The organism is Sulfuriroseicoccus oceanibius (assembly GCF_010681825.2).
Classification (GTDB): Bacteria; Verrucomicrobiota; Verrucomicrobiia; order Verrucomicrobiales; family SLCJ01; genus Sulfuriroseicoccus; species Sulfuriroseicoccus oceanibius.
Map to the genome: position 1 here is coordinate 2,410,506 of NZ_CP066776.1, position 22,767 is coordinate 2,433,272.

Annotated in this window: 19 protein-coding genes and 1 tRNA gene; 2 read left to right on the top strand and 18 right to left on the bottom strand. The window is 56.9% G+C overall.

The window, feature by feature from the left end:
• Positions 1 to 9: 9 nt before the first annotated feature.
• A complete protein-coding gene (locus G3M56_RS09690; RefSeq protein WP_164362477.1) occupies positions 10 to 441 on the bottom strand; it encodes a BUD32 family EKC/KEOPS complex subunit in 432 nt (143 codons plus the stop codon).
• A gap of 215 nt (positions 442 to 656) precedes the next feature.
• On the opposite strand from G3M56_RS09690, the gene G3M56_RS09695 reads away from it, so the two are divergent.
• Positions 657 to 1,682: a glutamine synthetase beta-grasp domain-containing protein gene (locus G3M56_RS09695; protein WP_164362475.1), complete on the top strand. Its 1,026-nt coding sequence runs from the start codon at positions 657 to 659 to the stop codon at positions 1,680 to 1,682.
• Between the two features lie 109 nt (positions 1,683 to 1,791).
• On the opposite strand, the gene G3M56_RS09700 is transcribed toward G3M56_RS09695, so the two are convergent.
• The 12 genes from G3M56_RS09700 to G3M56_RS09755 form a co-directional block, all read right to left on the bottom strand.
• Positions 1,792 to 3,174 carry a sulfatase family protein gene (locus tag G3M56_RS09700; protein ID WP_164362474.1) on the bottom strand — a complete coding sequence of 461 codons (1,383 nt, stop codon included), beginning with the start codon at positions 3,172 to 3,174 and terminating at the stop codon, positions 1,792 to 1,794.
• Between the two features lie 211 nt (positions 3,175 to 3,385).
• The gene (gene truB / locus G3M56_RS09705) at positions 3,386 to 4,153 is read right to left on the bottom strand and encodes a tRNA pseudouridine(55) synthase TruB (RefSeq protein WP_164362635.1); all 768 of its coding nucleotides are present in this window, start codon (positions 4,151 to 4,153) and stop codon (positions 3,386 to 3,388) included.
• Complete coding sequence (locus tag G3M56_RS09710; RefSeq protein WP_164362473.1) at positions 4,125 to 5,138, bottom strand: DHH family phosphoesterase; 1,014 nt, start codon at positions 5,136 to 5,138, stop codon at positions 4,125 to 4,127. The genes truB and G3M56_RS09710 overlap by 29 nt, the downstream gene beginning before the upstream one ends.
• Positions 5,139 to 5,164: 26 nt before the next feature.
• On the bottom strand, positions 5,165 to 5,557 hold the full coding sequence (rbfA, locus tag G3M56_RS09715) for a 30S ribosome-binding factor RbfA (RefSeq protein WP_164362472.1): 393 nt from the start codon (positions 5,555 to 5,557) through the stop codon (positions 5,165 to 5,167).
• 103 nt (positions 5,558 to 5,660) lie between these two features.
• The gene (gene infB, locus G3M56_RS09720; RefSeq protein WP_164362471.1) at positions 5,661 to 7,898 is read right to left on the bottom strand and encodes a translation initiation factor IF-2; all 2,238 of its coding nucleotides are present in this window, start codon (positions 7,896 to 7,898) and stop codon (positions 5,661 to 5,663) included.
• Between the two features lie 177 nt (positions 7,899 to 8,075).
• Complete coding sequence (gene nusA, locus G3M56_RS09725; protein WP_164362470.1) at positions 8,076 to 9,347, bottom strand: transcription termination factor NusA; 1,272 nt, start codon at positions 9,345 to 9,347, stop codon at positions 8,076 to 8,078.
• Positions 9,348 to 9,497: 150 nt separating this feature from the next.
• Complete coding sequence (locus tag G3M56_RS09730) at positions 9,498 to 10,304, bottom strand: purine-nucleoside phosphorylase (RefSeq protein ID WP_235203370.1); 807 nt, start codon at positions 10,302 to 10,304, stop codon at positions 9,498 to 9,500.
• Positions 10,305 to 10,309: 5 nt separating this feature from the next.
• Positions 10,310 to 12,103, bottom strand: coding sequence for a phosphoenolpyruvate--protein phosphotransferase (gene ptsP, locus G3M56_RS09735; protein ID WP_164362468.1), 1,794 nt, complete (start codon positions 12,101 to 12,103; stop codon positions 10,310 to 10,312).
• A gap of 220 nt (positions 12,104 to 12,323) precedes the next feature.
• Positions 12,324 to 12,590 carry an HPr family phosphocarrier protein gene (locus G3M56_RS09740; protein WP_164362467.1) on the bottom strand — a complete coding sequence of 89 codons (267 nt, stop codon included), beginning with the start codon at positions 12,588 to 12,590 and terminating at the stop codon, positions 12,324 to 12,326.
• 43 nt (positions 12,591 to 12,633) lie between these two features.
• Positions 12,634 to 13,611 carry an HPr(Ser) kinase/phosphatase gene (gene hprK / locus G3M56_RS09745; protein ID WP_164362465.1) on the bottom strand — a complete coding sequence of 326 codons (978 nt, stop codon included), beginning with the start codon at positions 13,609 to 13,611 and terminating at the stop codon, positions 12,634 to 12,636.
• A gap of 181 nt (positions 13,612 to 13,792) precedes the next feature.
• Positions 13,793 to 14,032 (bottom strand): acyl carrier protein, encoded by a 240-nt coding sequence (gene acpP / locus G3M56_RS09750; RefSeq protein WP_164362464.1) that lies wholly within the window; start codon positions 14,030 to 14,032, stop codon positions 13,793 to 13,795.
• A 101-nt stretch (positions 14,033 to 14,133) separates the two neighbouring features.
• A complete protein-coding gene (locus G3M56_RS09755; RefSeq protein WP_164362462.1) occupies positions 14,134 to 14,853 on the bottom strand; it encodes a hypothetical protein in 720 nt (239 codons plus the stop codon).
• Positions 14,854 to 14,976: 123 nt separating this feature from the next.
• Between G3M56_RS09755 and G3M56_RS09760 the strand changes: the two genes are divergently transcribed.
• On the top strand, positions 14,977 to 15,843 hold the full coding sequence (locus G3M56_RS09760) for a bestrophin-like domain (protein WP_164362461.1): 867 nt from the start codon (positions 14,977 to 14,979) through the stop codon (positions 15,841 to 15,843).
• Between the two features lie 16 nt (positions 15,844 to 15,859).
• On the opposite strand, the gene G3M56_RS09765 is transcribed toward G3M56_RS09760, so the two are convergent.
• The 5 genes from G3M56_RS09765 to argA all read right to left on the bottom strand — a co-directional run bounded on the left by G3M56_RS09765 (position 15,860) and on the right by argA (position 22,705).
• Entirely contained in the window at positions 15,860 to 16,486 is a 627-nt protein-coding gene (locus tag G3M56_RS09765; RefSeq protein ID WP_164362460.1) for a peroxiredoxin, read from the bottom strand.
• Positions 16,487 to 16,665: 179 nt separating this feature from the next.
• The gene (locus G3M56_RS09770) at positions 16,666 to 20,433 is read right to left on the bottom strand and encodes a CotH kinase family protein (RefSeq protein WP_235203372.1); all 3,768 of its coding nucleotides are present in this window, start codon (positions 20,431 to 20,433) and stop codon (positions 16,666 to 16,668) included.
• A gap of 227 nt (positions 20,434 to 20,660) precedes the next feature.
• Entirely contained in the window at positions 20,661 to 21,134 is a 474-nt protein-coding gene (locus tag G3M56_RS09775) for a YehS family protein (protein WP_164362458.1), read from the bottom strand.
• Positions 21,135 to 21,265: 131 nt separating this feature from the next.
• Positions 21,266 to 21,340, bottom strand: a tRNA-Val gene (locus G3M56_RS09780).
• A gap of 93 nt (positions 21,341 to 21,433) precedes the next feature.
• Positions 21,434 to 22,705, bottom strand: coding sequence for an amino-acid N-acetyltransferase (gene argA / locus G3M56_RS09785; protein WP_164362457.1), 1,272 nt, complete (start codon positions 22,703 to 22,705; stop codon positions 21,434 to 21,436).
• Positions 22,706 to 22,767: the final 62 nt, after the last annotated feature.

Below are 22,767 nucleotides of genomic sequence, written 5' to 3' on the forward strand. Positions count from 1 at the left end.
CTGCACGCATTACATGAACTCACTCCGGTCCGGATGCGAGAGCATTTTTGGCGACGGCGGGTAACCCGGCTCAAGAATTGTGGCGAACTCAAAATCGATCACATAAAAGCGTCCGTCACGGTGATTGTAGGTGATGTTGCGCACCTCTGCGTCGTCATGCCGTACGCCGAAGCTCTCAAGTTCGGCGAAGATCTGCTGCTTTTTCTCGCCGCTCATCTTGTCCACCCGTGCACCACAGTTTGAGGTCACCAGATAGAGCGTTTCATCATCCGAATCGAGGATCTTTGGCACGAACTGACACCCCTTCTCCTCCAAATAGCGAAGCACCCGCACTTCATTCTCGTAGCGCTCCTTGGCTTGCGGACCTTTGAACGTCTTGTGTACGCGGCCGTCGTAGCCAATCTTAACCGTCGCCCTTACTGTGTTCTTCGCTTCCTGCATCGCCTCGCATCATCCCTCGATGCGGCCCCAAATTGCAAGACGACATCACCCGATGATGGGCGATTCCCGAGATCTTTTCAAAACCCTCTTGTATCGATCAATCTGGCATGCATCTTGCTTTCACCGGAATTGTCTTGTGCTTTCCTAAGCCTCGCTCTAGGTAAGCGCCTCAGACATTGCTTAACTCAGCGAATACCTGAACACCCGAACCAATTATGGCTAAAATCAAACTCGAATACATCTGGCTCGACGGTTATGAGCCTGTTGCCAACCTCCGCAGCAAGACCAAGATTGCTGAAGGCGAAGTCGATTCCTTCACCCTCGAAGACTGCCCAGAGTGGGGCTTCGACGGCAGCTCGACCCGTCAGGCAGACGGCAGCGACTCGGACTGCATCCTCAAGCCGGTTGCTCTCTACCCAGACGCCGCACGCATGGACGCATTCCTCGTGATGTGCGAAGTCATGCTTCCAGACGGCACCCCACACCCATCGAACGCACGTGCCACCATCCCTGACGACGAAGGTCTCTGGATCGGCCTCGAGCAGGAGTACTTCCTTCAGAAGGACGGCCGCCCAATCGGCTGGCCACAAGACGGCTTCCCATCGCCACAGGGTGAATACTACTGCGGTGTGGGCTACAACAACGTCGGCGACATCGCTCGCGAGATCGTTGAAGAGCACCTCGACCTCTGCCTCGCTGCCGGCATCAACCACGAAGGCATCAACGCCGAAGTGGCCAAGGGCCAGTGGGAATTCCAGATCTTCGGCAAAGGATCGAAGAACGCATGTGACCAGGTTCACGTCGCTCGCTACATCCTCCTCCGCCTTTGCGAACAGTACGGCGTTGATGTAGAGTGGCACTGTAAGCCAGTCCTCGGTGACTGGAACGGTTCCGGTATGCACTGCAACTTCTCCACCGACTACATGCGCGAAACCGGCGGCAAGGAGTACTTCCTCAAGCTCATGGACGCGTTCGAAAAGTACAAGGACGAGCACATCGCTGCTTACGGCCCAGACAACCACTTGCGTCTTACCGGTCTCCACGAGACCCAGTCGATCGACAAGTTCAGCTGGGGTGTTGCAGACCGCGGCGCTTCGATCCGCGTGCCTCACTCGTTCGTCAAGAACGACGCATACCGCGGTTACCTCGAAGACCGTCGTCCAAACTCGCAGGGTGATCCGTACAAGATCGTCTCGCGCGTTTCCCGCACCGTTGCTGAGGTCGAAGCTGAATACAAGTAAGCTTCCCTCGCGATAGCGCGAACCAATTAAGAAGCCGCCGTCCGGATCCCTGGGCGGCGGCTTTCTTTTTATACCGGCAGCGACACAAAGATGGACCGCTCCACCACCATCATTCGCGCCCACGATAGGGATCAGCAACCCGAACCTGCCAATCACGCAGATACCGCTTGAACGCAGCGATCCGCTCTTGATGCTCCCCTTCATCAACAAGATTGCGCAACTCGTTGGGATCCTCCTTCAAATCGAAGAACACATAGCGGTCACTACCGATCCCCCGAGCCTCATCACGATAATAGCGCACCAACTTGTAGCGAGCATCCCTTACCATTCGCTGCAAGTTCGCATTCGCCCCGTAGATAAACTCACGCGCATCAGCCTTTTCACCACGAATCACTTCACTGAAGTCCACACCCTCCACCGACTCGGGAACTTCCACGCCAACCATCGCCGCAGTGGTAGGAAACAGATCGTAGAGATACACCAACGCATCACGCACACCACCTTGCGGAACGCCCGGCCCCGCAATGATCAGCGGAGTGCGCACGCTGTGGGAGTACATCGACATTTTGCCGAGCAGCCCGTGATTTCCTACCGCCAGCCCATGATCCCCCAAGTAGATCACGATGGTGTTGTCCGTCTTTCCCGCATCGCGCAACGCTTGGAGGATCCGGCCAATCTGCGCGTCCATTTGAGTGATCATTCCATAGTAAGCCGCAATCTCACCACGCACGGCTCCCTTCGTCCTCGGACGTGGAAGCAGCTTTTCATCACGGATCCCAAAGTAGCCGTCGTCAAACGGATGCTCCGCAAGGTACGCAGGCGGCAATGAAACCTCACCATCCGGGTACAAAGCCCGGTATTCAGCAGGAGGTGTCCGCGGATCATGCGGAGCGGTAAAGGCAACGGTGGCAAAAAACGGCCGGTCATCGCCGGATGTGGACCGCAGGAAGCGAATCGCAGCATCCGCAAACAAAGTGGAGCTGAATCCACGAACAACCTCACCTCCCTCATCAAAGCTCAGCTGGTGCGAGCCCATCCCCCCTTTGAAAACACGGGACGTCTCCGAGACACCAAAGTCGGACGGACTGCCCCACGTGTTCCACTTACCAGTCCAAAACGTCCGGTAGCCGGCCTGACGAAAAACCTCGGTCCAGCTGTTCGGGGCCAACGGCCGCCGGAACGACTCCGTGTACCGCGGGTGCATCACCCCATGGGTAAAGGCACTGCATCCGGTCAAAATCGATGCGCGACTCGGCTGACACGTCGGAATCTCAGCATGCGCATTGCGAAAGACAACCCCTTGCTTCGCCAACTGGTCGAGGTGAGGCGTGATGATCTCGTCACACCCCATCGCCCGCACCGCGGCATCCTGGTGATCATCGGAAAACAAGACGAGCACATTAGGGCGCGTTGCGCCATCTGCATGACCGTTGGCCGACAGAAGCGCCGACAGCGCGGCGACACACACAGGAAGAAATATCTTTGCAATCATACGGATTCACCAATTGGAGCCCCTACCTCAGAAATCAACACCACTGCACAGAATGTTGCAGCAGATAGACAACAATCTACGGCACCGGATCCTTAAGCATTTCGACAAAGTCGAACCAATTCTCGATCCCACTGCAAAAAAAATTGGCCGCTGCCCGGACATTCCGAGCAGCGGCCAATGAATGAGACTCTATCGAAGCAATCCCCCCCCCCTAGGCACCGCGCATCAGCGACACCTCAGCCAAGCTGAGAATACGGCCTGCAAGGCTTTCACGGTTGGCAGTCTTAAGCTCTTCAGCGGTCACCACTTTCTCGTGGTCCACGGAGAACTTACCGCTGCGTGTACGGCGCAACGCAGAGAGGTGCGCCCCGCACTCCAACTCCTGACCAATGTCGTGAGCATAGGTGCGAACATAGAACCCCTTGCTGCAAGCAACTGCAAAATCGATCTCAGGCGACTCAAAACGACGGATGGCATACTTCAGCACGCGCACAAAGCGAGGCTCACGCTCAACCGTCTTGCCCTTACGCGCCAACTTGTACAACGGAACACCGTCTTTCTTGATCGCTGAGACCATCGGCGGCGTCTGATAGAAGTCGCCATTGTACTTGTCAAAAGCAGCCGTCACGTCATCCAGAGTCAATGGAGGAACCGGCCGCTCTTCCACGATCTCGCCCTCTTTGTCCTGCGAATCAGTCGTCGCACCGAGCGTCATCGTTGCCTCGTAGACCTTGTGCTCCGCCATCAGCAGATCCTGGAGCTTGGTCGCCTTGCCGAGCAACAAAATCAGCAAACCGGTCGCCATCGGATCCAATGTCCCGCAATGACCGATCTTCTTCTGGTTGAGCGCTCGACGAGCGATCGCCACCACGTCATGCGATGTCATATCAGGGCCTTTGTCGATTAACAAAACCCCGTCCACATTCGGAAGCTGCGGGCGCTTCTTGCCCTTAGGAATTGGATGCCGCTGCGAGTTCATCATCAACTGCTGCTAAAAACTTGGTTCGAGCTTCTTCGATCGGCCCAGCCATGCGGGCACCGGCAGCCATGGCATGGCCACCACCACCGAACTTCAAACACACATTGCACACGTTCACCTTCGGATCCTTCGAACGACTGCTGACACGGATCTTTCCATCCGGCAACTCTTCGAAGAACACAGCCACCACCACTGAATCAATGGAGCGGATGTGATCGATCAGATCTTCAGAATCATCAGGAAGCAACTCGAGTCGCTCTTTGGTTGAATTGAGCAACGACCACGAGGCAACGCGGTCACCGGAGCTCAATTCGAGACAGTTGAGCAAATCCTGCAACAAACGCACCTTGCGCAATGGCTGGCGATGATAGGTCAACGATGAGATCTCCCCGATGTTCAATCCATCGCGAGTCATCGCCGCGACGACTTCGAACGTGCGCGCCGTGGTCGATGGAAACTGGAACGATCCCGTGTCGGTGGAGATTGCCACGAACAACGCATCACGCGACCCGGCCGGCACTCCAAGCCCCTGGCTCTTCAGCAAGTCATAGACAATCTGCCCTGTCGCCGGAGAGTGGGAATCAATCAGATTGATGTCGCCGTACGCCGGATTGCTGATGTGGTGGTCGATGTTGATCACCTGCATCCCCTTGTCGACAAACAACGCATTCACACCCTCGCCAAGGCGCGGTTGGGTTGCGGTGTCCAATGCAACCATCACCTCAAGGCCCTCAAGCATCTCGGGCGTGACGTCTGGGACGTGCACCACTTTGTCAGAGCCCTTAAGGAACTCCAAACTCGCAGGCACACCGTCCTCACTGACCATCAACACGCGCTTGCCCATCGCTTCGAGGGCGAGCCCAAGCCCCAGCACCGAACCAATCGCATCGCCGTCCGGTCGCACATGAGCCGACAGCAAGAAGCCATCGCGCTCCTTCAGAACATCTCCAATCTGCTTGTACAGCAGTTCAACAGAATCACTCATAACAAATCTACACCCCGCGGAACCGGTTACTTCTCCTGTTCACCCTTTTCTTCGTCCTCGGCATCTTCAAGCGGCGCGGTCGGCAGCTCATCGACAGCTTGCAGCGCGTTCAAAGTTTGCACCCCGCGCTCGATCGAGTGGTCGATCTTGAAATGCAAAATCGGCGTGTAACGCAACACGACACGCTTGCTCAGACGGCTCTGCAACAAACGTCGCTTCTTCTCGAAGATTTCGAGGACTTTGGCCTCGTCCCGAGGGGAACCAATCACCCCAATGAACACGTGGCACTGCTTCAAATCCGGCGTGATATCCACCCCTTGGATCGAAACAAAGACCCCGTGGAAATCGATCTCCTTCTGGACAATCTGGCCGAGCTCACGGTGGATCAGCTCACAAACTCTTTTGACGCGCTTACTCATAACTAGTGAACGAAAATCATCTCCGGGGGCCGGAATCACCAGTCACTGATGACACCCCGACCACCCGGAGATCTAAATTATCAAACGGTTGGGAAATCCCGACTTAGAGCGACTGCTTGAGCTTCTCCAAGTGGTAGCACTCGATGATATCGCCGACCTCGTAGTCGTTGTAGTCACCAAGACGGATACCACATTCGACACCAGTCTTGACTTCCTTGACGTCGTCCTGGAAGCGACGCAGCGTTCCGAGATCGCCATCGTACACGACCATGCCATCACGCAGCAATCGAGCGTGACCGGTGCGGTCCATCTTGCCGTCGATGACCAAGCAGCCTGCTGCTTTGCCCTTCTTCGACTTGAAGACCTGCTTGACCTCGGCGTGCCCCACCACATTCTCGCGGGTCTCCTGGTCGAGCATTCCAAGCATCGCGTCCTTCACCTGATCGATGAGTTCGTAAACGATCGAGAAGATCTTCACCTGAACGCCTTCGCGCTTGGCAACACGCACCGCGCTGCTCTCGAGCTTGGTGCTAAATCCGAGCACAATCGCGTCGGAGGCACTGGCGAGGAGCACGTCGTTTTCCGAAATCGGGCCGGCACCACTGTGGATGATGTCCAGATCGATCTTGTCACTCTTGATGTCGCCGAGGGCGTTGCAGATCGCTTCCACCGACCCCTGAACATCACCCTTGAGGAGCACCTTGAGGCGCTTCTTCTGGCTAGTGTCCTGAATGTTGGAGAAAATATCTTCGAGGCGCGTACGCTTCGGCGATTCGAGCTTCTGACGGCGAGCTTCTTCCAAGCGCTCGGCGGATAGCTTCTTCGCATCGCGGTCGCTCTTCATTTCGACCAGCTCGTCACCCACGTGTGGCGTCTCGCTGAAGCCGAGCACTTCGACAGGCATCGCAGGTCCTGCCTCTTTGACCTTCTCGCCGCGATCGTTAATCAACGACTTGATCTTACCGTTGTAAGGTCCGCAGATGAATGGCATGCCCGGACGCAAGGTACCGGAATCCACAATCACGGTCGCAGTTGCACCACGCCCCTGCTCAAGACGTGCTTCAATCACAGTGGCACGAGCATTGGCCTTCGGATTGGCCTGGAGTTCAAGCACCTCGGCCTGAAGCGCCATCATGTCGAGCAACTCGTCGATCCCCTCACCAGTCTGGGCGGAAACCGGCACACAGATGGTGGTTCCACCCCAATCTTCCGGCGACAAGTCGCGCTCTTGCAGCTGCGCCTTGATACGGTCCGGGTTGGCTGCCGGCAGGTCCATCTTGTTGATCGCCACAATGATCTCAACCCCAGCCGCCTTGGCGTGGTTGATAGCCTCTTCGGTTTGCGGCATGATGCCGTCATCCGCAGCCACCACGAGCACCACGATATCGGTCACACCAGCACCGCGTGCACGCATTTCGGTGAAGATGGCGTGACCCGGAGTATCCAGGAATGTGATCTTCGAACCGTTGTGATCCACGCTGTAGGCGCCGATGTGCTGGGTAATTCCACCAGCCTCACCAGCCACCACCTTGGCATCGCGGATGCGGTCGATCAGCGAGGTCTTGCCGTGGTCGACGTGACCCATGAAAGTAATAATTGGCGCACGCAGGTGAAGCTGCTCCTTCGGCTCTTCTTTTGGAGCTTCCGGTTCTTCGATCACCTCTTCCACCTTGTGCACACCGCCGCCCTTCTCACGCTTCTCGCGCTCAAAGGCAAATCCGTGCTTTTCGCACAGCTTCGCTGCCACGTCCGGCTCAATGCTCTGATCCGGGTTGGCAAACACATCCATCTCCATCAAGTCCTTGATCAGATAGAGCGGCTTCAAGCCCATCGCAGCCGCCAAATCTTTAATCACCACCGGCGGTTTCAGGCTGATCAATTTCTCATCACCCGCTGCAGCGGACTCCTCAACTGGAGCGACCTCGGCTGCCTTCTCTGCAGCTGGTGCTGGAGCATCCTTTTCAGCTGGCTCATCAGTCTTCTTCTCAGCACCAGGTGCGATACCGGCGCTAGCCAACACAGCAGCAAGTGTGTCGCTCGACGACGCTGCTTCAGCCTTCTTGGCTTCCTCTTCTTTCAGCTTCGAAATCGGAGGCAGCACATTGGCCTTGCGTGCCGCACCACCGCGCTTCTTCTTCGGCTTGTCATCGCTGAACAAATCCAACGCGTTCTTTTTCTGTTCCTCAACCGAGTTACGCTTACGCTCCTCCTCTGCAGCTTCCTCCTGCTCAAGCTGAGCACGACGACGCTGGCGGCGGGACGCAATCTTAGACTTGTCCTCGAGCAGGTCGAGCACTTCCTTCTTCTTCGGCTTTTCGCTTCCGTTGGATTCTTCAGGCATGAATTATTCGATGGGACAACCGTCAGGCGGTCTTTAGAGATTGCCGCTCCCCCGGGGATCATTCTCCCTCGGTAGGATCGACATGGTGGTAGTGATGAAAATTTCTAGAATGGGATTTCTGTCGTGCAGTGTCGGTCATTCCCGCCAGTAATCAAGTGACACCAGCGAGGATCACGATCACTCGTCCGAAGCCGCATCATTCGCCGCCTTGGCAGCCAATGTTTCGAGGATGCTCTGGGCTTCCTCTTCTCCGAGCGAGGTCATCATCGTGATGTCCTCGGCATCGGCGGTGGCGATCACACCGATGGAGTTCAATCCACCGCGGACGAGCTCCACTGCCCACTCAAGTTTGATACCGAGCTCGTCAGCAATTGCCTGGGCCGCCTCGAGCACTTTGCGCTCGAACTCCTCGTGCTGGCTCTCATCCTTGAGCACCTGCACATCCCAGCCAAGCAGACGCGAGGTCAGACGCGCGTTCTGTCCGCGACGCCCCACAGCTTTCGGCAACTCTTCCTCGTCGACACGCACTTCGATTTTGCGCTCGTCTTCGAGGATTGTAACTTTGTCGTCCTGAATCTGAGCCGGCTTGAGTGACTCCTTGACGAATTCACGCAGATTGTCACTCCAGTGGATGATGTCGACTTTCTCGTTGTTCAGCTCGCGCACAATATTCTTCACGCGGGCACCGCGCAAACCAACGCAGGCACCAACTGGGTCGATCTTCTCATCGGCACTGAACACAGCGATCTTGGTGCGGTAACCCGCTTCACGCGCCACACCGCGGATCTCCACGGTACGGTCCGCCAGCTCGCTGACTTCAAATTCAAACAAACGGCGCACGAAGTTCGGATGCGAACGCGACAACACGATCTCTGGTCCGCGCTGTGTGTTCTCAACCGCCACAACGTAAAAACGAAGAATGTCGCCAATGTTGTAAGTCTCGGTCGGAACCTTCTCACGCGAGGTCATCACACCCTCGAACTTACCGAGGCTGACAACCACATCGCCACGGTCCAAGCGACGCACTTCGCCCTGAACGATGTCACCGGCGCGGTCCTTGAACTCTTCGTAAATCATCTCCTTCTCCGCCTGACGCAAACGCTGCATGATCGCCTGACGTGCTGTCTGCGCGGCAATACGACCGAAATCCTTCGGCGTCACCTCAACGTCGATCTCGTCGCCGATCTCAGCATCTTCCTTGATGCGGCGGGCCACTGGCAGCGCGATCTCCTCGTAGGGCTTGGTCACCTTCTCAGCCACGACCAATGTCGCCAGGGCTTTGATCTTCCCTTTAGCCGAATCGATATCGACACGCAGCTCACGGGCTGGCCCCACGCTCTTGCGGGACGCGGTAAGCAATGCGCCTTCAATGGCCTCCACCATGGTTTCACGGTCGATTCCTTTTTCTCTTTCGAAGTATTCGATGACGGCTAAGAGGTCGCTGGTCATGGTGGTGGGTATAAGTCTGAGGAAATTGGGATAATGCCGAGTAGCGCCAAAAAAAGGAGTGGGCACTAGCGTCCCACTCCCCAATCCAGTTTACGGCTTGGAGTAATCTGCGGCAAAGTAGTCTCCCAAGGCCGCCCTATCAAGCGAAAATCAGCCAGATTTCCGACGCGCACTCCAACACTCCAAGACTGCTACCAACCCGCCCCCCGCGCCACCGGCAATCGCCACAACCTCATCGTGGTCAAGGTTCGCCCCGTCCAGGCCCGCAGCCACATTCGTCAGACAAGAAACCCCGGCGACCCGCAGCCCTCTGGCCCTCGCCTCGATCACCTCAAGCACCGTCGACATCCCGACCGCATCCGCACCCAGCGCACCCAACATCCGGACCTCCGCCGGAGTCTCGTATTGTGGCCCACGGACACACGCGTAAACCCCTTCACCCACCCCCACACCGCAGGAAGCCGCCGCATCAAGCAACTCACCCCGCCACTGAGGACAATACGCGTTGGTCATATCGATAAAGCCGGCAGCCCCGTCGAGCGGACTGACTGAGGTCAAATTCAAGTGGTCGGAGAGCACCATCAGCCCACCAACCGAAAGCCTTGGGCTAATCCGGCCGGCCGCGTTGGTCAATAGCAGCGAACCAACACCCGCGGCAGCAAACAACCGGACCGTCGCCGTGACATCCCGCGCGGCCCACCCCTCGTAAAGATGCACGCGGCCACATGCCATTACCACCCGCAACCCGGCAAAGCACCCCCAAACCAACCTCCCCACGTGCCCAGGCACGGAAGAAACCGGCAACTCCGCATCAGAAAACGAACACGCCCCAACCTCGCGCACAGACGAGACCAGACCACCAAATCCGGATCCAAGCACCACACCCAACTCGGGGCGAAACGCCCGCAATTCGGACAGCACCCCGTCGTCGAACTGATCTGAACCCGCGCCCACCATAAAAACTAGGACAACAGCTCAGGATAACAACGCATCGCCATCGCACGACAATCCTCTTCGATCCGATCGGTGCTAGCTCCAGCCACCAAGCGCTGCACCAACTTGGCGCACTCGCTGGAATCGAGCTGACGGATCGCATGGCGGATCGTCAAAATCTGACGCGGCCCCACACTAAGTTCGTCCACGCCCATTCCCACCAACAACGGCGTGAATGTCGGGTCGCCTGCAGTCTCCCCACAAACGCCAACCCAGATCCCTGCGTCATGCGCGGCTTTCACCACGTGCTGAAGCAAGCGAACCACGCCGGTGTGCGTCGAGCGGAACAACGGCGCCACTCGATCATTCACCCGGTCCACTGCCAAGGTGTACTGCGTCAGGTCATTGGTCCCAACACTGAAAAAGTCGACATGCGGAGCAATCAGGTCCGCCACAAGCGCTGCGGACGGGATCTCAATCATCGCCCCCACCTCAATGTTCTCATCGAAAGGCAACTCCTCATCAATCAGCTCCGCTTTGGCAGCCTCAAGAATCTGCTTGGCCTGAACGACCTCCTCCGGCGACGCAACCATCGGGAACATGATGCGAATCTTACCATGTGCGGACGCCCGCAGAATCGCGCGCAACTGAGTTTTGAAAACCTCAGGACGCCCGAGGGACACCCGGATCCCGCGCCATCCCAGAAACGGATTGGGCTCCGGTCCATCGAATGGAGAGTTCGGCAGTTTATCTCCACCCAGATCGAATGTCCGGATGATCACGCCATGCTCTTCGCAAGCCGCCGCGACCTCAGCGTAGGTCTGAGCCTGCTCAGCTTCCGTTGGCAACGCATTGTCACGCAGATAGAAAAACTCGGTTCTGAACAAGCCCACACCGGCGCCACCATTTTCGGTGATCATCGCCATCTCACGCTTGAACTCAATATTGCCGGAAAGAACGATATGCTTGCCATCGATCGTATCCGTCGGCTTGCCGACCTCACCCTTGAGACCGCCGAGCGTCTGGGCGTGACGTTCGATAATCCGCTCGTATTCGTCGAGCGTCTCCTGCGACGGATTCACCACGACCAGGCCACGGTATCCATCGATCAACACCTCCTCACCACTACTGATCTCGTCAGTCAGATCAGGAATCCCGGCAATCGCCGGCAGCCCTAGACTCCGGGCAATAATCGCGGCATGCGACGTCTGACTCCCCGTCTCATTCAGGAAGCCCAACACAAGATCGCGGTCCATGGCCGCCGTATCGGACGGCGTCAACTCACGCGCCGCAATAATGTGCGGGCGCGACAATTCACGCATGACCAGCGGTGTCCCCTCGCCCAGCATGTGCCGCAACACACGCTGCGCCACATCCTTCACATCTCCCATGCGCTCACGTAGGAATTCATCAGGAATCGCATCCATCGCTTCCACGTAGCGCTTGGTCACTTGGTAAAATGCCCAATCCGCGCTGACATTGCGCTCACGCACAGCCTTCTCAACGTCGTCCAGAATCATCCGATCCTCGAGGATCATCAAATGGGCGTCAAAAATACCCGCTTCACGCCCGCCTCCGGCCTCTTCAATCCGAGTCCGCAGCGCATCCAAATCCTGGCGCGTCTTCTCCAGTGCCTCACCCAGACGCTCCAGCTCACGCGCTTTCTGGTCATCGGAAATCCGAACCTTCGGCGGAATCGAAACCCCGCGGTACAAGGTTAAAACCTCACCCTGAGCAATCCCATCAGACAGCCCCACGCCCTGGTAACGTCGCTCAGCCCGGAGCGAGATCGGTGTCGTTCTTTCTTCGTGAAGCTTCTTCATAGGGAAATCCGTGCAGAACACTAAAAGCCATCGCCCCTCACCACGCCAAGATAATTCTTAAGCCGCCCACAACCACCCCACCCGCACAACCCGATACCCCGAACAGGATCAACCACTTGGAACCCACCCACGCCCACATTTTATTAAATCCTTATTAACAAAAAACCCGCCAGCATCTCTGCGGGCGGGTGAAAATTGTACTTGAGAGTCGCGCGGGCGCTTACTCTTCCTTGAAGCCGCTATTAATCAGCTCCTCAACAGCTGCGAGAGCGTCTTCCTCGTCGCCACCATCGACAGAAACCGTGATAGTGGAGCCATGACCGGCTGCCAACATCATCAGCCCCATAATGCTTTTGCCGTTCACTTGCTCGGAGTCCTTCTCGACCCAAATCTCGCTTTCGAACGTATTGGCGAGCTTCACAAGCTGCGCGGCCGGGCGAGCGTGCAGTCCGAACTTGTTGACGACGGTGAATTCCTTCTTGATCATAGCGGTTTGGTGAACTCGACTTTATTCAGAAATTGGATTTTGGCTAACGATTTCTTTCGTTTCCTTGAGCTTCCATCAAATCAATCAACCTGCGGTTGAACTCTTCGGCGGTATCATAACCCAAGCCGCGCAACTTCTGATCAAGCGCTGCCACTTCCACCATCCGCGCCATGTCACGACCCGGCGCCACTGGCAACTCCACGTACGGAATGTCATGCCCCAGCACCTTGACGGTCTTACGCGCAACACCGACCCGCTCGATATCCTCCATATCCCCTTGCGGAGTCATACGCACGACAAAGTCCAGCCGCTTCTCCAGCCGAATCTTCGCGATCCCGAACAAGGCCGCCACATTGATCAAACCCAGCCCACGCACCTCCATGTGTGCACGGGCCAGTTCAGGCGAACGGCCAATCACCTCACCGCCGACAGCACGCAGCCTCACCAGGTCGTCCGCGACCAAACTAGCTCCACGGTCGAGCAAGCCGACCACCGTTTCACTCTTACCGCTGCCACTCTTACCGAGCACCATCACCCCGATCCCCTGCACGTCCACCATGCACCCGTGTACACTCGTCATCGGAGCAAACTCCCACTCGAGCGCCAGCGTTGCCTGATTGATGAACTGCATCGAGATCATCGGCGTGCGGAACACCCCGATCCCCGCCTCATTCGCCACCTCAACCAATCGCGGCTCAAGCGACGCTCCACGCGAAATCACCAGCATCGGCAGATTGCGGCGGCAGAGTTCAATAAAACGCGCCTCTCGCTGCTCCGGCCCCAAGGTCCGCAGGTAGGACATCTCGGAGTTACCCAGCACCTGAACACGGTGGCGAGCAAAATAAGTGAAGAAGCCAGCCAAAGCCAAGCCCGGACGGTTCACTGTAGGCTCACCGATCCGCCGATCACCACCAACCGCAGCTCCCTGCCGCTCCAGCGACAACTCATCACCAAAGCGCTTCAAAAAATCATCGACGCTCAGATCGGTGATCCGGCGCCCCTGGTCAAAATTGTCATCCATGAGTGCGTCTAGAAAAATTATACGTGGCACAAACCAGCCAGCCCGGCAGGCATCACGCTGGTCTGGTTTTGGCGGATAAACCACCAGTCATCAAGTACACCTTGATAAAAAAAATCCGGCTGTGTGAAAATCACACAGCCGGATCGAAAATTTCACTCGTCAGTCGAGTGGCGTGAGGGGATTAGCCCTGTGCCGACTCAACGTAGGAGATCACAGCACCAACCGAAGTCAGCTTCTCTGCCTCTTCGTCTGGCACGTCGATGCCAAACTCTTCTTCGAAGGCCATCACCAGCTCGACGGTGTCGAGGGAATCTGCACCAAGATCATCGATGAACTTGGCTTCTGGTGTCACTTGCTCAGGAGTCACGCTAAGCTGCTCCACGATGATGTCTTTGACTTTTTGCTCGATGCTATCGGACATAATAGGATGGTTGGATTGGTTTAATGAAAACGCAACAATGGGTAACGGTGACCCCATGGGTTGGCAACTAAATAAATCGAAAATTAAGACAGCTTAACGACCTACTCGTTAGGCGCTGTCTCGTCCTCCTCCTGCAGCTCGATCAGCTCACCATCGAAGCCCTGCACAATGCGTCCAAGGATCTGATCGGCGATGAACGGCTCCGGCTTGATGAAGCCTCCGTACTTCAGACCGTCGATGCGTGCACTCCCTTTCGAGCCCGCCTGATCCTTGTAGTAGATCGTGGCCAACCCCTTGTTGCCCCAGCGGCGGGTATCCACTTTATGGATGTCGGCAAACTTCACATTACGCCCGTTGGGCAGCGTCACCGAGTCCCCGTCCACCGAGAGCTTCTTGCCAAGATTGAGGAACATCCAAATCAACACACCCACAGCCAACACGCCCGAGCCCACACCAAAGTTGAACTGCTCCTGAATGTCATCGCTGGTCACCTCGTTGTCAGGAGACAAATCCACTCGGTCAATCTCCCACTCCTTCTCAGCCGACAGATCGACCCACGCTTTCTGCGCAGCCTCCACTCCCTGTTGGTCCCCGATCGCCACAAGCCGCTCTTTCTCGTCGCTGAACTTCGTATACTCCTCCATCGCAGCCTCATACTCCGCCTTTTTCGCAGGGTAGCCCACCTTCCAGTCGTAAAAGAAGAATCCGGAGAGGAAAACAAACAAGCCGAGCATCATCAACATCCGTTTGATGAACCACGGCGTAATCTTCCCAGTTACTACCATCGCGGAGCCCGGGTCTTCAACAGAGTCTGTAGTCATAGAAATCAAGTTATTATCCAGGGCCGTCCCCGAATTACCGGCTCTAACTACCAATCCTCCCTGCACCGGTCAACCCCGAACCTCAGGCTTCTGCACCCCACCGGCAATTCCCCTATCCACGCTATGCAGATCCCCGTCATTTACGAGATACCGATCGTCGCTAGCGGCCTTCTGATAGTCGTCATTCTTCTCGGCTGCGCGGAGCTCAGCTACCGCGTTGGAAAATGGCAGTACAAACGAGGCAAAGGCTCAGCCCAGGACTCCAGAGGCGACTCCATCCTCAGCGCGATGATTGGTATGCTGGCACTGGTCCTCGCCTTCACCTACTCCTATACCGTCACTCGGGCAGACAACCGGAAACACGCGGTCATCTCACAAACCAACGCTCTTGGTACCGCGTTCGATCGCGCCGGACTCATCGATGAGCCCTACCGCACCAGACTGCGCCAACAACTCCTCGATTACACCGCTGCCTTGGAGATCAGAGCCGAATCCATGAACACCCGCGAGAAACGCGCAGCGAAATTCGAGGAGATCAGTGCGCTTGAGGCAAAGCTATGGCCGACAGTTGAGGAATTCATCGCCCAGTCCGATTCCCCCGGCCCTCTAAAGGTGGCCGTTGCGACGTCGATCAACGATGTACTCGACTCGATGAATCTGCGCCTCCACGCCGGCCTCGACCGCCTTCCCACCGCGATCCTATGCATGCTATTGTTCATCGCTGCAGCCGCGCTCTCGGTAGCTGGATTCAGCGCAGGAAGAGCCAACAACCTTAGACGCTGGCGCATGACCGCACTGATCCTGTCGATCGCAGCCATCATGCAAACCATCACAGATTTCGACCGCCCGGGAAGTGGCTTCATCCGAACCAACCAATCCAGCTTCCCTCGCCTCGAGGCGGAAATGAGAGCCCGCCTCGCTCTCCCACACCCACCGCAAAAACAAAACGCCCGCTCCCCGGAGAGATCCAGAGAACGGGCGGTTGATTGAAAATCAACAATTCCAATTACTTGGAGAGGTAGCTCGAGACGCCGCTGTGGTCAGGCGTCATGGCGTCGTCGCCCTTCTGCCAGTCCATTGGGCAAACTTCACCGTGCTGCTCGAAGTGCTGAAGAGCGTCAATCACGCGGATCGCTTCTTTGATCGAGCGGCCGAGAGGCATGTCGTTGACCACCTGGTGGCGCACCACACCGTCTTTGTCGATGAGGAAGAGGCCGCGGTAAGCAACGAGCTCACCCTCGATTTCGATTTCACCGAACTCGTTCTCAACGTACTCACCAGCGAGCACGTCGTAGTCCGACGAGATGGTCTTGTTGGTGTCGGCAACGATTGGGTAGTTCACACCCTGGATGCCCCCCTTGTCGCGTGGGGTCTGGAGCCATGCCCAGTGCGAGAACTCGGTATCGGTCGAGCAACCCACAACCTGCACGTTGCGCTTTTCGAACTCAGCAAGCTCTTCCTGGAAGCGGTGAAGCTCGGTTGGGCAGACGAAGGTGAAGTCCTTCGGGTAGAAGAAAAGAAGAACGTACTTTTCACCGAGGAACTGCTCGAGCGAGAAATCTTCAATGATGGTCTCCCCTTTCACTGCCTTGGCAGAGAAAGCCGGTGCTTGTTTTCCTACGAGAACTGACATGGGTAATTTCGTTTTGGTAACTCAGATCGATAACCGGGCCGCCCGCCAAGCGAACCTCATTAACACCCGGACATTGCAATCTACCGCGCCACAAAACGCAAAATCCGCACAAAGTCAACCAAGAGTCGGCGCAGCAACCCGGTCACCCGTCGTCCGAACATCACGCCCCCGCCTCCGACTCACCGCTCCAACACCTTCACCCGGAAGAACTGGGGCGCTTGCTCAAGTGGCCGCACAGACCGCCACACCTGGGTCGCGCTACCATCTCCATTCGGTGTGTCACTCAGCAGCAGCAAATACGCATCACCGGCATCCCAACCATCCAGCGTCGATGACCACTCCACATGCCCAATGACATCGTCCGCACCGATCTGGTAGCGCACTTCCAAGGTAGGAAAAACCTCACCGAGCTCACTCACCAAGGCCTGACCGACGGTCATGCGGTTCATTCCCTCCGTCGCTACAGAGTCAGACGTTCCAAGAAAATGCTCAACCAATGCCGACACCCCATCTCCATCATTGTCGGCCGAGGCCGTGCCCGTGAATGCGGCCCGCGCGTCTGTCGCCCCTGGGTTTCCGTTAGGCATCTGACTTCCCCGCCAGTTCTCAGCCACCGTGTGATCCGGATTGGACTCGGGCTCTTTCAACACAAGCGAGTAACCAGCACCGTCCGCAGACTCAGGCCACGGAGCAGAATCCTGGTAGGTGAAGTTCTGGTACTCGAAGCCGAGATGCGAGTCGCGCAGCACAATCTGGTCGCTGCTATTACTCAAAGTCCCCACATACTCACCCGCCACCGGATGGCCTGTACCGTGACGAGTCTCGAATGCGCTCCGGTTGGCGACCACCAACACACGACCACCTGGCGCCAGCTGAGCTTGGGAGCCTTGGGCAAAGTCGAAACTCACGCCACCACCGAGCGCGAGCACAGACAGATCCACAGCCCCCGCACCGATATTCTGAAACTCGACATACTCAAAACCATCGTCGCTCGAATACCCCGCTGCCACTTCATCTGCCGTAGGAGCCCCCGGGTGGTACGCAACCTCACTAACCACCAACTCCGGCAACTCCGCTGCCTGGTAGTAATCTTGCACCACCTTGCCGCTCCACCGCCCGCCATCATATGTGCGCGCCACAACCCGCGTCCGCTGCGTCACAACCAACGGCGAGGAATACACACTCGCCCCGGCCGCCACCGCTCCGCCCCACGCCCTTGGGTCCGAACCATCCGTCGTGAAGTAGACCACCCCGCCATCAAGCGGAGCCATCGTCACGCTCACACTGTCGGAAAACTCACGTTGGGTCGGACTCACCGTCGGCAATGGCTCGTATTGAGCATCCAAGTACCGAGCCCGAGTCACCATCCAATCCTTCATAATCTCCAACTCCGACAACCACGTCGAATAGCTCACACCACTCGCCTCAATCTGATCCTGCTTGAGACCTGCTGCCCCGCGGTCGACCAATGCACGCAATGCGTCATCCGTGATTGTCGTCCGACGCGCTTCCTGCCAGGCATCCTGATGAGACTGACGGAAATTGCTGTCACCAAACAATGCTGCATACCAATCCCGGTCAGACGCCCAAAGCGGATGAGCCGAAGCACTTCCCTGAAACGCATACGCCCGGTCAAAATCCCACAGCGGCCCCATCTCAATCTTCGCGCCCGGCGTGCGCTGGAAGATCCGGGTCGAGAGCACGATCGCGTCCTGATTGCGTGAGAAGTTGTGCACCAGGTAATAACGCACCCAGCTGTCGACATCGATGACCGCAGGATACCCCGTCTCTTGGTTGCCAAATCCAGCCGACCACATCATCGCGTCCATCGCCCGAACCCGCGTCTGCACCTGGTTGCGCTGATCCGGCAGGATCTCGTAGCCGTCCGGCTCGGCGAAGTTGAGGAACGAATGATAGTAAGTCGAGATATCGTCCTCGGATTGCGGGCTGCTATCCCCATCGACATCATCAGGAATCTCAAGGATCCCATTCGGCCCGGCACAGTGGAAGTTAGGCTGCACCGTATCCGCAGGCATCCCCACAGGGATGGAGTCCAACCGGTCGATCTCAATCATCCACCCACCACTCATCCCATCGGCACTCATCTCCTCGAAGTCCGTACCAATTCGGTTACGCTCGACCTTCTCCATCAGCACATAGACACCAGCCAGATCGTTCAGCCCGATCTTCCCTCCATCCTTGTTCTGGAAAACCACCACCACCCGGCTCTCCGGTGCCGCCGCTCCAATCAGCTTCCCGAACTCAAAGCTCACAAAATTGTGAAGCAAGGTTCTATCGTAGTTCTGATACGGCGCGTACAACGCCCAGTCAGCCTCCGCCGGCATCCCCAAGGGGGAAATCGTGTCGTTGTCGTCATCGTTGTCGTCCCAGAACTCAACTGAAAGCGACTTGCGAGGGAAGGTACTCGAACTCGAACCGCGCACCCGGCACCCCGTCCGTGATTCCAGCGACGGCGACTGTGAGAATGGCAGACCGTTTCCAGCAACATCGTAAAAACTCACCACATTCCCCTGCCACGGCAACTTCACCACATTATTGCCATCCGCAGACCTTCCCTTGTTCGGATAGGCACCTGCGCCGAAGTTGTCCATCACGATCACCGGCACATCCGAGGCATACTCAAGCAAACTTGCATCGAGGAAGCTGTAGTCACCCTTCGCCACCCGGCCACCTGTTTTATCGGGCTCGTAAGCTCTGGCCCGCAACTGCACAGGATCCGAAATCGCAAGAGGTCCGCTGTACAATGCACTCGATTCATCCGGGTCGGTACCATCCAGCGTGTAACGGATCTCCGCATCTACTGCAGGCGTGCTCAGCGTGACGCTGATCGCCCCGGACTTCACCCCACTGGGCACCGACACCGTCACATCCCCCGACGGCAACCCGGGCTCGGTATTGTTAACACTTCCGGGAGTTGGCTCCACAAAGTACGAATACGCATCAGGCGTAGTGTCTGCCGCGCGCAGCAAATCCAACTTGGGCAACATCAGCAAATCCGAGCTCGTCGTCTTGTGATTCAACAAGTGGATCGCGAGCACATTGGTTCCGTCCCTCAGGCTTGCCAGATGCTCAGAGATGTCCCAGCTATCGAACGTATTAGGATCCGTCTCGGACGCGAGGGCGGCACTGTCCCAGTTTGCCGGGCTCGGAGCATTCTGACTCACCAAAAGCTGACCATTCAGATAAGCGACGAACCCGTCGTCACAAATCGTATGCAAGCGCATTTCTTGAACTGCCGCCTTGTCGGCGAGATCGAACAAGTAACGCAAATAGATGGACGTATGCACTCCATAGGTATCCGACTCGATATCCGTCGTGATGAACGGATCAAACTCATTCCCTGCCGACCTTTCATAGCCCACACCTGAGACCGCAGCGCTCCAGGTTGAGTCATCGAATGCAGCGCTATTCCAATCCGCTACCGGGCCGGTCGGAACGTGATACCGCAAGTCCGCCCCCTCATCCACCACAGTCTCCGCCACCAGGCTTTGCTGAGGTAAGCCATAGGAGATGTCGGTAATTTGCGCCGGATACAGATTGAACTCGGTACTCTTGGTTACCCCGTCAGGCATCACCAACGCCAAATACTCACCTCCCGCAGACAACTTGAAGTTGGTGTGCAATTCACTCCCGGTAACCGCACGGTTCTTCTTAGACGCGAACACAACCAGATAGCCGCCCTCCGGAACACTCACCGCCGGAAATGTCCACTGCGTAGGCACCGCCTCATCATCCGTCAGATGCCATCCCGTCAAATCGACCGCGCCCGGCCCCGGGTTGTAAATTTCAATCCAATCCGCGAACTCACCGTCTTCATCGGCAATCGTCGTGTCATTCGATGCCATGAACTCCGAGATCACAGGAGCTCCGCTCGCCGCCCCGGCGCAGCAGAACATAAAAGATAAAAGGATGGCACTGGTTTTCATAATCACAAAAGCCCCAGCAGATAGTCCATTCATCAAGCTCACCTCATAATCCGCGGCGCGCGGGGTAACACGCCAGCCTCACGACCACCAGTGCTACACAAACGTCACACAAAAACGAACTGCAATCGCAAGGTGTAGTCCTGCAACCTTTTGCGAACAACGTTTCGCCACCTCCCCCCCCCTCGAGCTGTAATCCCCCACTCAGCTCGCACCTACCTCAGCTTTTGTTACTTGCGGTAGGGAGTCGGGCGCAACTTCTTCTGCAAACCTTGCAAGAACATGCGTAGCGCGTGGTCGTTGCACTCGCGGAAGTTGCGGTGCCCCGGTTTGCGGAAATAGGCGCTAAGCTCATGCTTGCTCATCGGGAAGTCGACCAGATTCAAAATCTCCAAAACCGCATCCGCCTGTAGGTTCAGAGCGATCTTCAACTTCATAAAGATGACGTTGTTGGTAAGCTTGCTTTCAGGGGCCGGCTGCGGCCCGTCCTTTTTCCCACGCAAGCGGTTGATCAAACCATTGAGAAACACTGCAAGATCACGATCCGAACACGCAGCAAAACGCGAATCCTCTTCCCGGCTCAACCAGCCCGTCACGCTCTCGGTCGCGACCTCCTCACCAGCCTCCGCGCAGATCGCAGCCATCTCCGCGTCCGAATAGTCAAAGATGTAGCGAAGGCGGCGAAGAATGTCGTTGTTGTTCATAGCGTGTTGGTCGTCGATTTTCCTGCGATGACGCTAGCACGGGATCAGCCCCGCGTCGCATGGGATGTGAGGCCGCTGCCAAATGAACACAAAAAAGCCCGAGCGGAAACACTCGGGCGGATCATGGAAAATGGTGCGCGGTGCAGGATTTGAACCTGCGACATCATGCGTGTGAAGCATGCGCTCTACCCCTGAGCTAACCGCGCTTTGGTCGTCTCGTGACGGGACTGCGACCATACACCCGCCCGCGCCGACGGCAACTTAATTTTACAGAAGAACCCCTCAAAAAATGACCCTTATCACCGCACCTGCTTGATCATCACCAAGCTACGACGACCACTTACTTGCAATTTTTCCGCACGCTCCGTCGGCAAATCACTCTCGCTCCCCAAACTGAAGCCCAGACTCTCCACAAAATAATCTTTCGCACGCGTGGTCAATGCCACCACGCGCGAGACTCCGGCATCCGCAGCCAACGCCAACGCATGCTCGACCAGCTTGCGCGCATACCCTTGGTTTTCGTGGTCGCGCTTCACGTACAAACAGGCCAACTCCGCAGCATCCGAGCCATCGTAAAAGTGCAACGCCACGCTCCCCACAATGTTGTCGTCGACCACGATCACACGGTAATCATCGAGCCGCTCGAGAATCTCGGTCGCCGACCGGGCCACCAAGGCATCGTCCGCCACCGAGTTACGCATCATTGAAACCAACTCGGGCACATCGCGCTCTTCCAGTTTGCGCAGCTGAAGATAATTGTCAGCAAACACCATCAGCCCCACCCCTTCGTTACTGAAGACCTCCGCCAGCAGAGCATCGCTTTCCATACCATTGAGGAAGTGCGCACGCGCCACACCATCCTCACAGGCCCGCCGCGCATGGTCGATCCGCGACCGCCATTCGTCGTCAAGCTTCTCCGCCAGCGCCGCTGCATCGTGCTTGGCCACCGCATAGTGCGGCCGCTCACCAGTCAAAATCGGCACCGGCCCGCCACAAAGAAAGATCAACTTATCAGCACCAACGGCCGCTGCCACTTTCCGCGCTACTGCATCCGAGTTCGCTCGCAATTGGTTTCCTCCCGATGTGATCACCAAAGGAGGAATCACTGGAACCATCCGGCTATCAATCAAGCTGGTCAGAGCCTCGCTGTCGACCCACGAAACCCGTCCGGTAAATTGATGATCCACCCCTTTGACCACGCCCTCGGAATGCCCGTGGATCGCATTCGGCGTCGCCGCCTGAATCCGACTCGACGCCAACTGCCGCAGAACTTCCAAGTTCAACCGCGACACTGCATCCATCACCACCTCGTGCGTGGCAGCATCCGTCACACCACGCCCGTCAATGGAACTCAACTCAACTCCACGCGCCTTGCCCAAATCGACCACCTGGCGCCCAGCCCCCAGAACCAACACCACACGCACACTCAAGGACTCCAGCACAGCCACATCCAACAGTACATTCGAGAACACCTCCGACGCCGCAACTTCGCCGTCGATCGCTATCACGAATGTCTTGCCCCGAAACTGCGGAACATATTGAAGAATTCCTCTGAGGTCGCCAAATCCCATAACGATCTATTCATCCACCAAAGCATCACACTCAGCAAGTCTTGAAACTAAACCGACGCATG